Genomic DNA, 14,759 nt, shown 5'->3' on the forward strand with positions numbered 1-14,759 from the left:
CTCGCCGTCGACGAGAGGTGGAAATATGAACAGTCCCCAACCCACCGGCACGCTCACCGCGCTGCGCGACGACCTGATCATGCGGTCCATGCTGGCCCGCGTCGGTGACGTGCCCGAAGCCGTCCTGCTGCCCGTGCTGCGGGTGGTCGCCGACGACCGCGCCGCGGTGGACGCGGGCTGGGCAGCCGTCACCGCCAAGCGCACCGGCAACCGGTTCCTGGAAGGACCGCGCTGGTCCTGGAAGCGCCGCTACGGCCAGTTCGTCACCGAACTCGAATGGGCCACCACCGAATTGACGAAGGTCATGCCGGTCGAGGACGTCACCGACCTGGTCGCCACGGCGGTGTCGATCCGGCTGCGCCGCTGGCTGCGCTACCTGCTCCCGGCCTTCGCCTCGGTGCGGCTCATTCCCCGGGGCATGTACCCGTCGGTCATGGACGCGGGGGTCGGCTTCGCGACCTTCCTGGTCGGACCCATCCACCGCACGGCGGTCGAGGCCGACGGCACCCTGGTGTACGAGATCCCCGAATGCGCCATGCACGCCTCGGTGTCCGCGCCCGCCGCACAGACGAATTCCTGTCTCATGGGCTGCAAGGCGGCCTGTGAGCGCGTCTTCGACGCCACCTCGGCGATGCCGCTGGAATTCGAACCCCATCTGCCCGAATTGTCCTGCACGCTGCGCGTGCGTCCCGCGCTCTCATGATCCAGGAGGGGCCATGTCCAGCCCGACCACGACATCCGACCAGACCGCGACCAGTCGCGACTATCTGCCGCTGCACGACGAATTCGACTACACCGTGGACGAGTTCACCGGAGCCGTCCCGGAGGGCCTGCGCGGCACCATGTATCGCAACGGACCGGGGAAGATGGACGCCGGGGGTCAACCGCTGGGCCATCTGTTCGACGGTGACGGCATGCTGTCCTTGTACGCCTTCGACGACGGGCGGCTGCACTTCCGCAACCGGTTCGTCCGCACCAAGCACTATCGGCGGTCGCTCACCGCGCACGGCGCGCCGTATCGCGCGCTGGGTACCCTGCGCTCCGGCGGAATCCTCACCAACGCACTGCGATTCCCGGCCAATGTGGCCAATACCAGTGTGGCCGTGCACGCCGGGAAGCTGCTGGCGCTGTGGGAGGGCGGGCGCCCCACCGAGATCGACCCCGACACCCTCGCCACCGTGGGCGTACACGATTTCGACGGCGGGCTCACCTGGATCGGCGCGTTCTCCGCGCATCCGCGCTGGGATCCCCGCACCGGCGAGATGTTCAATTTCGGCCTGTCCATGTTCCCGCGCCCCCAACTCGCCTGCTACCGGGTCGATCGCGGCGGCACGCTGCACGCGCTGGGTTCGCTCGGGCTGCCCACCCCGATGTTCAATCACGATATGGGCCTGACCGAACGCCACCTGGTGTTCGCCATCCCGCCCCTGGTGTTCCCGATCGGCAAATTCCTCGGTGCGGGCCTGGGCATGCGCAATTTCATCGAGGCCATCGACTACGACGCCCGGCGCGGCACCATGATCGGCCTGGTGCCCCGCGACGGCGGCAAACCCCGGGTGCTGCACACCGATCCGCTCATGCACCTGCATCTGGCCAACACCTACGAGGACGGCTCGGACACCGTGGTGGAGCTGGTGGACTACGACGCCTCCTGGGCGGAACTCAACGGCCAGCTCAGCACTGTGCGCGACGGCATGGTCGGTGCCGGAAAACCCTACGGCGGCAGGCTCACCCGGCTGCGCGTCACCCCCACCGGCCGGGTGATCCACGAGATCCTCTCCGACCTGCAAGGCGACTTCCCCACCTACAACCTGGGCCGCACCAGCCGCCGCAACCGCTACGTGTACCTGGCCGCCAGCGCCGACGGCACCCCCTATCCGAGTTCGATCGCCAAGCTGGACACCGACACCGGCAAGGAGTCGGTGCACCGGCTGCCGGACGACACCCTGGCCCACGAGGCCCTGTTCGTCCCCCGCCCCGGCGCGAGCGCCGAGGACGACGGCTGGCTGGTGGCCCTGACCCAGGACCGCACCACCGAACTGGCCAGCGTGCTCGTACTGGACGCCCGCGACCTCCTGGCGGACCCGCTCTACCGCGGCACCCTGCGCCACCATATGCCGCTCACCTTCCACGGCACCTTCACCGACCGGGTCGCCCGGCCCGCCTGAACACCCGGCGGGCGGTGCGCGCCCGCATCGCCCGCCTAGGTGGTGGCGTCGAGCAGCAGGCGCTCGAACAGGTTGTCCAGGATATCCATTTCGATGGGGTCGGAGGCCGCGGCGGCGTGCGCGAAACCGTCCACGACGGCGAGGATGAGCCGGGCGATCTGCACCGGGTCGAGGTCGGCCGGGATTCGTCCGGCCGCCTGCCCCCGGGTCACCGCCTCGGCCACGCCTTCGACCATGCCCTTGCTCACGGCGGCGAAGGCTTCCGAGAGTTCGGTGTGCCGTCGGGCGTCGATCGGTGCGGTCGCGACGAACCCGGCCAGTTCCGGGTGCTCGTGGTTGATCCGCATGGAGACCGCCAGCAGGGCTTGCAGCAGTTCGCGCACCGAGAGCGCACCGTCGATGGCGGCCGCCGCGCGGTCCTGGATGCGGCCGTACACCTCGGCGCAGACGGTTTCGAACAACTGGCTCTTGGTGCCGAAGTGGTAGTAGACCGCCCCGGCGGTGACCCCCGCGATACCGGCGATGACGCTGTTGGTCGCCGGTCCGTAGCCGTGCTGAGCGAAGCAGCGAATGGCGGCGTCGACAACCCGCTGTCGCGTGTCGACGCTGTCGATCCCGGCCGGACGGCCCGGACCCGGTTTACCCCGCTTGCTCTGAGTCACCTGCCCATTATCGCGTATCGGCGGCGTCGTACCGGCGCGAAGGGGTGGTGGCGGTGCGTGGCGCCCGGCCGGTCCATCGGCGGTGGGCGCGGCTGAAATTGGCGGCGTCGTGGTAGCCGAGCCGTCGCGCGATATCGGCCAGGGTGAGGCGATCCAGGGCCAGCAGTTCGGTGGCGAGGGTGTGGCGCACCTCGTCGAGCAGTTCGCGGAATGTGGTGCCTTCGGCGTGCAGGCGGCGGCGCAGCGTGCGTTCGTCCAGGTGCAGCCGGGCCGCGACGGTGGCGGCGGTCGGCCCGTCGGCGAGTTCGGTCAGGATCAGCGACCGGACGCGGCCCGCCGTGCCGCGCCGTGCCCGCCGGATTTCGAGCAGCCGTCGGCACTGCTGTTCCAGCAGCAGCGCGGTGGTCGAATCGGATTGGGTGAGCGGATGATCCAGTAGTCGGGCGCTGAACACCAGGCGATGCCGGGCGGCATCGGTGCGCAGGTCGACGCCGGGCAGCCGCTCCCGCAGCCGGGCCGCGCGGGTTCCGGTGAAAGCGGTCTCGATGCGCATCCCGCTCCCCGCGCCGATGGCGGCCGGAGCCAGGACGGCGATCTTGGTGAGCTCCCGCTCCACGAAGAAGGCGCGCACATCGGCCGGAATGGCACTGTCGCCGAAGGTGACGGTCAGATCCGGCCCGTCGGCGGCGAGCACCGGTTCGATGAAGGCGAAGGACAATTCGGCGTACCGCACCCCGAGCCGGATCGCCTCGCGCACGGTCGCGGCGGACAGCATGGCGTAACCCCAGACGCCGAGGGTGCCGACGGTGTAGCGCAGCCCGGCCGCGATTCCGAGACCGGGCCGGTCACCGATCCGGTCCAGCAGGGCGCGGGCGATGGCGAGTTCCTGTCCGGCCTCGACCACGGTATCGGGCCGGGTCAGGTCCGCGGGGCACAGCCCGGTGCCGGACAGGCATTCGCCCGCGCTCATCCCGTACTCGCCACCCAGCTCGACGAGGATGCGGGCGGCGGCCGGTCCGCGCGGATGGTCCCAGGCGCGCGGCGGTGGTGTGATCGAAACGCTCATGTCCGTAAATGACAATAGGACACCCGGAGCGGACATCGCGGCGATTCGGGGTCGGCTCCTAGCGTCGAACCATGACGAGCAGGACGGTGTCGGTCGGGATCATCGGCGCGGGTTTCGGCGGTGTGGCGGCGGCCATCGAATTGGACCGCCACGGTATCGGCGATTACACGATCTTCGAGCGGGGCGATTCGGTGGGCGGGGTGTGGCGGGCCAACTCCTATCCCGGTGCGGCGTGCGATGTGCCCTCCCCCATCTACTCGCTCTCCTACGCCCTGGAGACGAACTGGTCGCGCCGGTTCGGCACGCAGCCGGAGATCCACGACTACCTGCGGCGCACCGCCGACAGATTCGGTGTCACCCCGCGCATTCGATTCGGTACCGAGGTCACCGCCGCCGCCTTCGAGGAGGACAGCGGCCGCTGGCGGGTGGAGACCGCGGCCGGCGAGGTGCTGCGATTCGACGCGCTCATCTGCGCCACCGGCCAACTCTCCCGCCCCCGACTGCCAGAGCTGCCGGGCATGGCGAGCTTCGGCGGTGCCCAGTTCCATTCCGCGCAGTGGGATCACGACGTCGATCTCACCGGTCAGCGGGTCGCGGTGGTGGGCAGCGGCGCGAGCGCGGTGCAGGTGGTGCCCGCCATCGTGGACCGGGTCGGGGAGTTGCACGTCGTCCAGCGGTCCGCGTACTGGGTGGGCAACAAGTGGGACCATCGCACCACCCGCGCGATGCGCGCGGTCCTCGGTTCGGTGCCGGGACTGGCTCGGCTCCAGCACAATATCGAATGGCTGTGGTACGAGTCGCGAGCGCCGTTCATCGCCCGCTGGGCCGCACCGGTGCAGCGGCTGTTCGAACTGTGGCTGAAGGTCAAGATGCGCCGCGAGATCCGCGATCCGGAACTGCGGGCCGCCGTCCTGCCGACCTACCGCTTCGGCTGCAACCGCGTACTGCTGTCCAACGACTGGTATCCGGCGCTGGACCGCGAGCATGCCACCCTGCACCCGCACGGGGTGGAGGAGGTCACCGAACGGGGACTGCGGCTGTCCGACGGCAGCGAGGTCGCGGCGGATGTGATCGTCTGGTGCACCGGATTCACGGCGAGCGAGTACCTCGCCCCCGTCGACATCACCGGCCGCGACGGCCGAAAACTGCACGCGGAGTGGAAGTCCGGGCCGTACGCGCATCTGGGGATCACCGTATCCGGCTACCCGAATCTGTTTCTCATGTTCGGGCCGAACACCGGCTCGATCACCAACACCATCACGTTCATGCTCGAGAAGCAGGCCCGCTACGCGCGCATCGCCATCGAGCGGATCGCCGCGCGCGGCGGCTGGCTCGACGTGCGCCGCGAGGTCCAGGACGCCTACAACGAGCGGCTCCTGAAACGGTTGCGCCACACCGTGTTCACCACCGGCTGTCCGGGCTGGTACCACACCGAGGAGGGCAAGGTCATCGCCGTCTGGCCCGGATCGCATATCGGGTACGCGCGGGCCACCCGCACGGTGGATTTCACCGAGTACGAGTTCGGTCACGCACCCGCGGCCGTCTGACGTTCCCGATCCGGGCCCGCGCGGTGGCCCCGCCCTGTTCCGGCCCGCTCGACGGCCACGACGGCCGCGAACAGGACGGCCTCACCGGCATTGCCGAGCGGCGGCAGGTCGAAGGCCGCCGCGGACGCCGCCACCAGGACCACCGCCGCGACCACCAGCGCGGGCCGTTTCTCCCTGCGCCACAGGACGATTCCGGCGGCCAGCACCACGGCGATCACGACCAGCACGGGCCAGGGCGGCCCGTGCGGTTCCGCCGGGGTATAGCGAAGGGTGTCGGCGAACTCGCGGGGAACCAGCCGCAACGCCACCAGATCGCGCAGCGCGCCCCAGGCCATCAGCAGTACGGCGAGCATCCAGGCCCAGCGGTGACGCAGGCCGAGCACGCGTTCGGCCGCCCACACCAGCAGCAGCGGGGTCAGCACCGCGTGCCCGACGAACCTGCCGACGCTCAGTGCGTGCAGCGTCGCGCCCGCACCGAGAGTGGAGCCGAGACCGAAGATCGCCGCGTCGTAGGCGAGTCCGAGACCCAGCAGGGTCAGGGGCCAGCGGGGCGCGGACGGCGCTCCCGAACCGGCCCACAGCGCCGCGACGCATCCCAGCTGTGCCACCGCCAGCAGCACCAGTACCACCGAAACCATCCGCTACCACCCGCTTCCCTCGAACGGCCACGATATCGGCGGCTCCGCCGGGTCGGTGACCGCCGCCCGGCTCGGGCCGCGCTCAGGCCGGGTTCCGGCGCAGATAGGTCCCGTACGGATCGCCCTGTACCCGGCCGTCGCCGAAGATCCGCCGACCGCGCAGAAAGACATCGGTGACGCGTGCGTTCATCTCGAAGCCCTCGAAAGGCGTGTACTCCTGGGCGGATTCGGAGTCGGCGGCGCGCACCGTCCAGCGGGCGTCCGGATCGATCAGCACGATATCGGCGTCATGGCCCGCCGCGATATCGCCCTTACCGGACAGCCCGTACCGGCGCGCGGGATTGCCGGAGGTCAGTTCGGCGATACGGGACAGCGGCAGCCCCCGCTTCACGCCCTCCCCCACCAGACCCGGCAGCAGGTACTCCGCACCGCCGAATCCGGATTTGGCGGTGAAGACGTCGTCGCGGTCGTCGCCGAACTTCTGCTCGTCGCGACAGCAGGCGTGATCGCTGACCACCCAGTCGATCTCACCGGCCAGCAGATGCCGCCACAGCGCCTCGACATCGGCGCGCTCGCGCAGCGGTGGATTCACCTTGCCGCCGATACCGTGCGCGGTGTCGACATCGGCCAGCAGGTGGCCGATCGTGACCTCGCGGCGGAAGTCCACGTGCGGGAAGGCCGCGGCCATGGTGAGCGCCGCCGCGACCGCCTTGGCCGAGGACAGGTGCAGCAGATTGATATTCGCCAGTCCGGTCTCGTGGGCGAGATAGGAGGCCATGGTGATGGCCAGGCCCTCGGAGTGCGGCGGGCGCGACGCGCTGTAGGCGCGCAGCCCGGTGAGGGCGCCCTCGCGCTCCACCAGTGCGGTGTAGGCGGCCATGATCTCGGCGGTCTCGCAGTGCAGCGACAGCGAGATGTGCGGACCCAACTCGGCGCGCGCCCGCTGGACGGCGCGCATGACGAATTCGAAATGGGCCAGGTCGTAACGCTCGTGCGGCCCCAGCATGAGGAAGTCGGCCTGATCGGACGAACGGCCGTGCAGTCCGTGGCCGCCGTAGAACATGAAGATCTTGAACGCGGTGATGCCGAAATCGGTGACCAGCGACGGGATCTCGGCGATGTGCTCGGCGCTCATGGGGGCCAGGTGCAGGGCGTGGTCCACGAACGAGCGCCCCGCCATCCGTTCCAGCACCTCGGGGACGAAATCGCGGTACGCACCGCCCCGGTTCAGGTAGTAGCGGCCGGTGCGCATATAGGTGAGCGAGGTGGTGACGCCACCCTGGGCGCAGGCGCGGCTCTCGGTCTCGGTGTCCTGCGACAGCTCGCGGTAGATACCCCAGTGCTGGTGGGCGTCCACCACGCCCGGAAAGGCCAGCAGGCCCTGCGCGTCGACCACCCGATTCGCGTCGGTGACCGTCTGATTCGGTCCCACGGCGGTGACGACGCCGTCGTGCACGGCGATATCGACCGGTTCGGGATGGTCGGTGGTCGGATCACCCGGTCGCACCACGCGGGCGTTCCGGATCAACAGGTCGGTCGCCACGACTGCTCCAGTTTCTCTGTGCGAAACATCTTTTCCAACCCGGCGATCATCGCAGTAGGATGCGCTGACAGTCAACGCCACAACGTCCGGAACTGTTTCGTACTGGGAAACACATGGTGGCGGGTGAGGAGTCGAGTGATGGATGGACCGCTGTCGGGAATTCGGGTACTGGAGGTGGCGACACTGTTCGCCGGACCGCTGGCGGCGACGCTGCTGGCGGATTTCGGGGCCGAGGTGGTGAAGCTCGAGCATCCCGGCGGCGACCCCGTGCGCGGACACGGGGCACAGCGCGACGGGGTCGGCCTCTGGTGGAAGATGCTGGGCCGCAACAAGAAATCGGTGACGCTGTATCTCGGCGCCCCGCAAGGGCAGGAGATCTTCCGCCGGATGGTGGCCGACGCCGACGTGGTGATCGAGAACTTCCGCCCCGGAACCCTGGAGCGCTGGGGATTGGGCTATCCCGAACTGCGCGAGATCAATCCGGGACTGGTGCTGGCCCGGGTGACCGGATTCGGGCAGGTGGGGCCCTATGCCCGTCGTCCCGGTTTCGGCACGCTGGCCGAGGCGATGAGCGGATTCGCCGCCGTCACCGGAGAACCGGACGGCCCGCCCACGCTGCCGCCCTTCGGCCTGGCCGACGGGATCGCGGCGCAGGCGACCGCTTTCGCCGTCATGACCGCGCTGCGCGCCCGCGATCGCGACGGACACGGCCAGCAGATCGACCTCGCCATCATCGAACCGATTCTCACCCTGCTCGGTCCGCAGCTCATCGCCTACGACCAACTGGGCGAACTCCAGCCGCGCATGGGCAATCGGTCGTCGAACAACGCGCCGCGCAATGTGTACCGGACCGCCGACGGCGGATGGGTGGCGGTGTCCACCAGCGCGCAATCGGTGGCCGAGCGGGTGATGCGACTGGTCGGGCGGCCGGAGTTCATCGACGAACCCTGGTTCGCCTCCGGTGCCGAACGCGCCCGGCACGCCGACGAGCTGGACGCCGCGGTCGGGGCTTGGATCGCCGACCGCCCCACCGACGAGGTGGTACGCGCCTTCGAGAAGGCCGAGGCCGCCATCGCGCCGGTCTACACCGCCGCCGACGTGCTCACCGATCCGCAGTATCGGGCACTGGGCACCATCGCCGAGGTGCCCGACACCGAACTGGGGACACTGCGCATGCAGAACGTGCTGTTCCGACTCTCCGAGACACCCGGCCGAATCCGCTGGGCGGGACCACCGCTGGGCGCGCACACCGCGGAGGTGCTGGGCGAGTACGGCGTCGACGCCGCGGGACTGACGGCGCTGCGGGACGCGGGGGTGGTCGCATGACGTATCCGGCGCATTCCCCGGACCGCCCGGCCCGACCCGTCATCACGCGCGATCCCCTGCTGGAGGCGGTGCGCGGCGGCGTCCGGCTGCTCGAACTCGGCCAGCCCTTCTTCACCGGTATGCCGTGCTCCCCCAACCATCCCGGCTTCCGCATGACCCTGGCCCGACGCCACGGCGATATGGTGCGGCCCGACGGCGGGTCCGCCGCCAATGAGGTCATCGTGACCGGCGGGCACGTCGGCACCCACATCGACGCGCTCAGTCACGTCAGCCACGACGGACTGCTGCACGGTGGCGTCGACGCCGCGGCCGCTCAGCGGGGCGGCGCGTTCAGCGCCCACGGCGCGGAACTGTTGCCCGGGTTCCTGCGGCGCGGCCTGCTGTTCGACATCGCGCGCCGGCACGATACCGACACCCTGCCGGGCGGATACGAGGTGACCGTGGCCGACCTCGAGGGCGCGGCGCACGACGCCGGGTTCGCGCCGGAACCCGGTGACGTGGCGCTCATCCGCACCGGCTGGGCGCGGCACTTCGACGACCCGCCCACGTATCTCGGTGGCACGACCGGGGTTCCGGGCGTGGGCGTGCCCGCCGCACGCTGGCTCGCCGCGCACGGCGTGGCCGCCACCGGCGCCGACACCACCGCCTACGAGTGCATCGCCCCCGGCGCGGGACACAGCGTGCTGCCCGTACACCGGGGGCTGCTGGTCGACTCCGGAATCTACATCCTCGAACACCTCGCACTCGAGGAACTCGCGGCAGCCGAACTGACCGAATTCGTCTTCATGCTCGCTCCCCTGCGCATCGTCGGCGGCACCGGCTCCCCGGTACGCCCACTCGCGGCGGTGAGCCGATGACCGAGACACCCGGCACGACCGAAGCGACCGAGCCCCGCGAATCGACGGGACCCACCGGGCCGACGGGGACGACCGGGCCGACGGCACCCGCCGAATCGACCGCCCCCACCGAGTCGACCGCGCCGACCGGTCCTCCGGTGGCCTCTCAGCTGGCGGAGTTCGCCGCGGCGGTGCGGGACAGGGGGGTCGGAGCGGAGTTGCGTGCCGACGCCACGCGGCGCGTGCTCGATGCGCTCGGCAACAGCATTGCGGCGCAGCGGGTTCCGGCCGCGGCTACGGTGCGCGCCCTGGTGGCCGAGTGGGGCGGGGCCGCGCGGGCGACCGCGCTGGGGCTGCCGGGCCGCTATCCGGAAGCCGCGGCGGCTCTGCTCGGCGGCACCCTGGCACACGCCCTGGACTTCGACGACACCCACCTCCCGTCGGTGCTGCATCCGTCGGCCACGGTGGTGCCCACCGCGCTGGCCGTCGCCGAGGCCACCGGAGCCACCGGGGCCGCGCTGCTGGACGCCATCGCGGTCGGCATCGAGCTCACGGTACGCGTAGGGATGGCCGGATATGATGCCGCACTAGGTAATTCGGTGTTCTTCGAGCGCGGACTGCATGCCACCGCCATCTGTGGCGCGGTCGGCGGCGCGGTGGCCGCGGCCATGCTGTACGGGCTGGACGCCGCCGGAATCGCGCACGCGCTCGGCATTGCCGCCAGTATGGGTTCGGGCCTGCTCGAGGCCAATCGCACCGGCGGCACCGTCAAGCGGGTGCACTGCGGCTGGGCCGCGCACGCCGCGGTCACCGCCGCCGGTCTGGCCCGACACGGCCTCACCGGCCCGCCGACGGTGCTGGAGGGTAGATTCGGTCTGCTGCACGCCTTCTGCGGCGAACGGGCGCATCCGGACCAGCTGCTGGACGGGCTCGGCGAGCACTGGGAACTGCCCGGGGTGTTCTTCAAGCCGTATCCGTGCAATCACTTCACCCACGCCGGTATCGACGCCGCCCGCCGCCTGCGCGATCGCGGTGTCACCGCCGCCGAGATCGTCCACCTCACCCTGGGCGCGCCCACCCCGGTGCTGCGCACCATCGGCGAACCCCGCACCGCCAAACAGCGACCCGAATCCGGCTACCACGCGGCCTTCTCCGGCCCCTACACGGTGGCCGCGGCCCTGCTCGGCGGCGGCGGACTCGGCGTCTTCCACGAGGACTTCACCGACGTCGCCGCCCACGACCCGGCCCGCCTCGCCCTCGCCGCCAAGGTGGTCTGCGTCCCCGACCCCCGCTGCGACGAGATCTTCCCCCACCAGTTCCCGGCCACCCTGACCGCCGAACTCCGCGACGGCCGCACCCTCACCGAACATGTGGCGGTCAACCGCGGCGGCCCGGGCAACCCGCTGTCCCCCGACGAACTGGCCGCCAAGTTCCATCTCAACACCGCCGAGGCGCTGTCCCCCGCCCGCGCCGACGACATCACCGAGATCGTCTACGGCCTGGCCGATCTCGACGATCCAGGAAAGCTGACAACCCTGCTGCGCTCCCCCACCTAGCCCGCACCTGCGCGTACGAAAGCAGCCCGGCCCCCTCAGCCGCCGGGCTGCTTTCGCACGTCCGCAACACGCCGGGCGCTCAGGAAAACTGCTGGTCACAGCGGTGAAATTGTCGGCTCGAGCTATTGACTCACAAGTGTTTCAGACCATTAATTGACGCTACTCGAAGAAACACTGTTTCTCTCTGAGAGACAAAGGAGTCACCTTGAGAATCAGAACCCTGTCGGCCGCGCTGTCCTCCGTCTGGATCGCCGTGGCCGCGCTCGCCACCACCCTCGCCCCCGTCGCCACCGCCGACACCACGGTGACCAAGGTCGAGAACAAGGTCGAAATCCGTTGCGCTTTCCGCATTCTGAAGCAGAGCAGCGACTGGTACTTCCCGGCCGGAAACCCCAAGGGTCTGCTGTGGCTGCAACACGGCTTCTCCGCCGCCAACGATGCCATGGACGACACCGCCCGCAAGTTCGCCGCCCAGGGCTTCCTGGTGTTCGCGCCCACCCTGCCGACCTCCAGCCTGCTCGGCTGCACCATCGCCAACCTCGGCAACAACACCGACTTCCTGCGCAATGTGGCCGACCTGTTCGGCAAGGCCGCCGATCCCTCGGACAAGCTCGGCCGCAGCTTCGCCGACGCCAAGGCCAAGGCGGGACGGCCGGAACTCACCCTGCCGACCTCCTGGGTCTTCGCCGGGCATTCGGCGGGCGGCGAGGCGGTGCCGTTCGTGGCGCAGGAACTGCGCGCCGATTACCCGTCCGCCTTCGCCAAGCTGCGCGGTGTCATTCTCTTCGATCCGGTCAAGAGCATCATCGGCAACAACCTGAGCAGTTCGCTCAACCATCTGAGCAACAGCACCCTGCCCGTGGTCGCGGTCTCCGCGCCACCGTACAGCTGCAACCGGAACGGCTCGGGCACCGAAGAGGTGCTCGAACAGCTGCCCCGGCCATTCCTGGGCGTCCTGGTCACCACCGCCTCCCACATCGACGTGGAGGCGTCCAGTGCATCCGGGCCGGACAAGTTCGCCTGCGGCACTCCCCAGAGCAAGAACGTGGATGCGCTGCAACGACTTTCGGTGGCGTGGGCCGGTGATTTCGTGAGCGGCTCGACCACGGCCGACTACTACCCCGGCGGCGCGTACTTCCAGAGCCTGGTGAGCGCCGGAATCCTCGAGCCCCTGTCCTGAATCGGCATCACTGCGACCCCCGCCGCGCCGGAGGGAAACCTCCGGCGCGGCCGAGCAGCGCGGGGACGGGGCTGCCCAGCACCTCCCCCAGCCAGGTACCGGTCGCGCTCACCGCCTCCGCGCGCACCCCGGTGCCGATATCCATGCGGTGCAGCAGATACAGCAGATCCTCGGTGGCGATATTGCCGGTGGCGGCGGGTGCGAACGGGCAGCCGCCGACCCCGCCGGTGCTGGCATCCAGGATGCGCGCACCCGCCTCCAGTGCGGCAACGGCATTGACGTAGCCGGTGTTCCGGGTGTTGTGGAAGTGGCAGCGGACGGGAATGCCCGGAGCCAGCGCGGCGGTGCCCGCCACCAGTGTGCGCACGCGATCGGGGGTGCCGACGCCGATGGTGTCGGCCAGGGCGATCTCGTCGGGTTCGGCGGCGGCGACCCGGCGCACCAGATCCAGCACGGCGGCGGCGGACACCTCCCCCTCGAAGGGGCAGCCGAAAGCGGCGGCGATGGTGACGGTGCGCCGGACGCCGTGTGCCGCGGCGCGCCGGGCCAGCGCCGACCAGCGTCCCACCCCCTCGGCGGTGGTGCAGTTCTGATTGCGCCGACTGAACGCATCCGTCGCCACCACAACCACATTGATCTCGTCGACATCGGTCGCCAGGGCGCGGTCCAGACCCCGGTCGTTGAACACCAGACCCGCGTACGAGACGCTGGGCACCCGGGGGACGCCCGCCATCACCGCCTCCGCGTCCGCCATTTGCGGAACCCGGTGCGGATTCACGAAACTCACGGCTTCGATGCGGCGCAGCCCGGCCTCGACCGATCGTTCGATCAGGCGGATCTTGTCGGCGGTCGCGACGATCGCGCGCTCGTTCTGCAATCCGTCGCGCGGGGCGACCTCCAGCACGGTGACTTCCATGCCCAACCTCCAGTATTCACTCGCCTTGCCGCCCTGTTTCTCTCAGGGATACAGTGTTACCACTTTCCCACACTGTACCGAAAGGGAGGCGACGCATGGCCGCCGCACCACACCCGACTCCCGGGCCGCTGGCCGATCTGCGCGTGATCGAGATGGGCCAGCTGTTGGCCGGGCCGTTCTGCGGACAGTTGCTCGGCGACTTCGGAGCGGAGGTGATCAAACTCGAAGCGCCCGGCAGTGGCGATCCCATGCGCCAGTGGGGCCGGGAACAGTCCCAGGGCAAATCGCTGTGGTGGCCGGTGGTGGCGCGCAACAAGAAGTCGGTCACCTGCGATCTGCGCCAGGAGCAGGGCCAGCGGCTGGCACGCGAACTCATCGCCCGCGCCGACATCGTCATCGAGAACTTCCGCCCCGGCACCATGGAACGCTGGGGACTCGACTACGACCGCCTGCGGGCCGACAATCCCGGCCTGATCATGGTGCGGGTCACCGGATACGGCCAGACCGGGCCGTACGCGCCGCGCGCCGGATACGGCTCCATCGGCGAGGCGATGGGCGGAATCCGGTACACCACCGGCGATCCCGATCATCCGCCCGCGCGCACCGGGATCTCCCTCGGCGATTCGCTGGCCGCCGTCTTCGCGACCATCGGCACCCTGACCGCGCTGCATCACCGGGAGCGCACCGGACAGGGTCAGCTGGTGGACTCCGCCATCTACGAGGCGGTGCTGGCCATGATGGAATCCCTGCTGCCCGAATACGCGGTCACCGGCTATCAGCGCGAGCGCACCGGATCGGTGCTGCCGAATGTCGCGCCCAGCAACGTATATCCGACCGCGGCGGGCGAGATGATCCTCATCGCGGCCAACCAGGACACGGTGTTCGCGCGACTGGCCGAGCTCATGGGCCGTCCCGAATTGGCGACCGACGAGCGGTATTCCACCCATACCGGCCGGGGCGCGCGGATGGCCGAACTCGACGATGTCATCGCCGCGTGGACCGTCACCGCCAGCGCCGACGAACTGCTGGAGCGACTGCACGGCGCGGGCGTTCCGGCGGGCCGGATCTACACCGCCCGGGATATGTTCGCCGATCCGCACTTCGCGGCGCGCGAGGCCATCGTGCGGATCGCGCATCCGGAGTTCGGCGAACTGCCCATGCACAATGTGGTGCCCAAACTCAGCGCCACCCCCGGCACCATCCGGCACTGCGGTCCGGAACTCGGCGAGCACAATGCCGACGTGTACGGCGGCGTGCTCGAACTGTCCCCCGACCGCATCGCCGCACTCGCCGACAGCGGCGTCATCTGAGGGGAACACCC

13 protein-coding genes are annotated in these 14,759 nt (G+C 69.9%); 8 read left to right on the forward strand and 5 right to left on the reverse strand.

What is annotated here, in order from left to right; all coding sequences use genetic code 11:
* Nucleotides 1-25 precede the first annotated feature (25 nt).
* Both FOH10_RS15715 and FOH10_RS15720 read left to right on the forward strand, forming a co-directional pair.
* Nucleotides 26-703 carry a hypothetical protein gene (locus FOH10_RS15715; RefSeq protein ID WP_143981276.1) on the forward strand — a complete coding sequence of 226 codons (678 nt, stop codon included), beginning with the start codon at nt 26-28 and terminating at the stop codon, nt 701-703.
* 13 nt (nt 704-716) lie between these two features.
* Nucleotides 717-2,168 (forward strand): carotenoid oxygenase family protein, encoded by a 1,452-nt coding sequence (locus FOH10_RS15720; RefSeq protein ID WP_143981277.1) that lies wholly within the window; start codon nt 717-719, stop codon nt 2,166-2,168.
* A gap of 35 nt (nt 2,169-2,203) precedes the next feature.
* On the opposite strand, the gene FOH10_RS15725 is transcribed toward FOH10_RS15720, so the two are convergent.
* Together FOH10_RS15725 and FOH10_RS15730 are read right to left on the reverse strand one after the other, a co-directional pair.
* Entirely contained in the window at nt 2,204-2,830 is a 627-nt protein-coding gene (locus FOH10_RS15725; RefSeq protein ID WP_143981278.1) for a TetR/AcrR family transcriptional regulator, read from the reverse strand.
* 7 nt (nt 2,831-2,837) lie between these two features.
* A complete protein-coding gene (locus tag FOH10_RS15730) occupies nt 2,838-3,896 on the reverse strand; it encodes an AraC family transcriptional regulator (RefSeq protein ID WP_186000856.1) in 1,059 nt (352 codons plus the stop codon).
* Nucleotides 3,897-3,967: 71 nt separating this feature from the next.
* On the opposite strand from FOH10_RS15730, the gene FOH10_RS15735 reads away from it, so the two are divergent.
* Complete coding sequence (locus FOH10_RS15735) at nt 3,968-5,443, forward strand: flavin-containing monooxygenase (protein ID WP_143981280.1); 1,476 nt, start codon at nt 3,968-3,970, stop codon at nt 5,441-5,443.
* Here FOH10_RS15735 and FOH10_RS15740 read toward each other — a convergent pair.
* Nucleotides 5,422-6,081 (reverse strand): hypothetical protein, encoded by a 660-nt coding sequence (locus FOH10_RS15740; protein WP_143981281.1) that lies wholly within the window; start codon nt 6,079-6,081, stop codon nt 5,422-5,424. The two genes, FOH10_RS15735 and FOH10_RS15740, sit on opposite strands and share 22 nt — an antisense overlap.
* An 82-nt stretch (nt 6,082-6,163) precedes the next feature.
* Complete coding sequence (locus FOH10_RS15745) at nt 6,164-7,624, reverse strand: dihydroorotase (RefSeq protein ID WP_244962010.1); 1,461 nt, start codon at nt 7,622-7,624, stop codon at nt 6,164-6,166.
* 138 nt (nt 7,625-7,762) lie between these two features.
* Here FOH10_RS15745 and FOH10_RS15750 point away from each other — a divergent pair, with 138 nt between their 5' ends.
* The 4 genes from FOH10_RS15750 to FOH10_RS34835 all read left to right on the forward strand — a co-directional run bounded on the left by FOH10_RS15750 (nt 7,763) and on the right by FOH10_RS34835 (nt 12,522).
* On the forward strand, nt 7,763-8,950 hold the full coding sequence (locus FOH10_RS15750) for a CaiB/BaiF CoA transferase family protein (protein ID WP_143981283.1): 1,188 nt from the start codon (nt 7,763-7,765) through the stop codon (nt 8,948-8,950).
* On the forward strand, nt 8,947-9,807 hold the full coding sequence (locus FOH10_RS15755) for a cyclase family protein (RefSeq protein WP_143981284.1): 861 nt from the start codon (nt 8,947-8,949) through the stop codon (nt 9,805-9,807). The genes FOH10_RS15750 and FOH10_RS15755 overlap by 4 nt, the downstream gene beginning before the upstream one ends.
* On the forward strand, nt 9,804-11,342 hold the full coding sequence (locus FOH10_RS15760) for an MmgE/PrpD family protein (RefSeq protein ID WP_143981285.1): 1,539 nt from the start codon (nt 9,804-9,806) through the stop codon (nt 11,340-11,342). Before FOH10_RS15755 ends, FOH10_RS15760 begins: the two co-directional genes overlap by 4 nt.
* 205 nt (nt 11,343-11,547) lie before the next feature.
* A complete protein-coding gene (locus FOH10_RS34835; protein WP_186000857.1) occupies nt 11,548-12,522 on the forward strand; it encodes an alpha/beta hydrolase in 975 nt (324 codons plus the stop codon).
* Between the two features lie 7 nt (nt 12,523-12,529).
* Here the strand turns inward: FOH10_RS34835 and FOH10_RS15770 are convergent, their stop codons facing one another.
* Entirely contained in the window at nt 12,530-13,438 is a 909-nt protein-coding gene (locus FOH10_RS15770; protein ID WP_143981286.1) for a hydroxymethylglutaryl-CoA lyase, read from the reverse strand.
* 95 nt (nt 13,439-13,533) lie between these two features.
* On the opposite strand from FOH10_RS15770, the gene FOH10_RS15775 reads away from it, so the two are divergent.
* Nucleotides 13,534-14,748, forward strand: a complete 1,215-nt coding sequence (locus tag FOH10_RS15775) for a CaiB/BaiF CoA transferase family protein (protein ID WP_143981287.1) — start codon at nt 13,534-13,536, stop codon at nt 14,746-14,748.
* Nucleotides 14,749-14,759 lie beyond the last annotated feature (11 nt).

Source organism: Nocardia otitidiscaviarum (genome assembly GCF_007362295.1).
Lineage (GTDB): Bacteria > Actinomycetota > Actinomycetes > Mycobacteriales > Mycobacteriaceae > Nocardia > Nocardia otitidiscaviarum.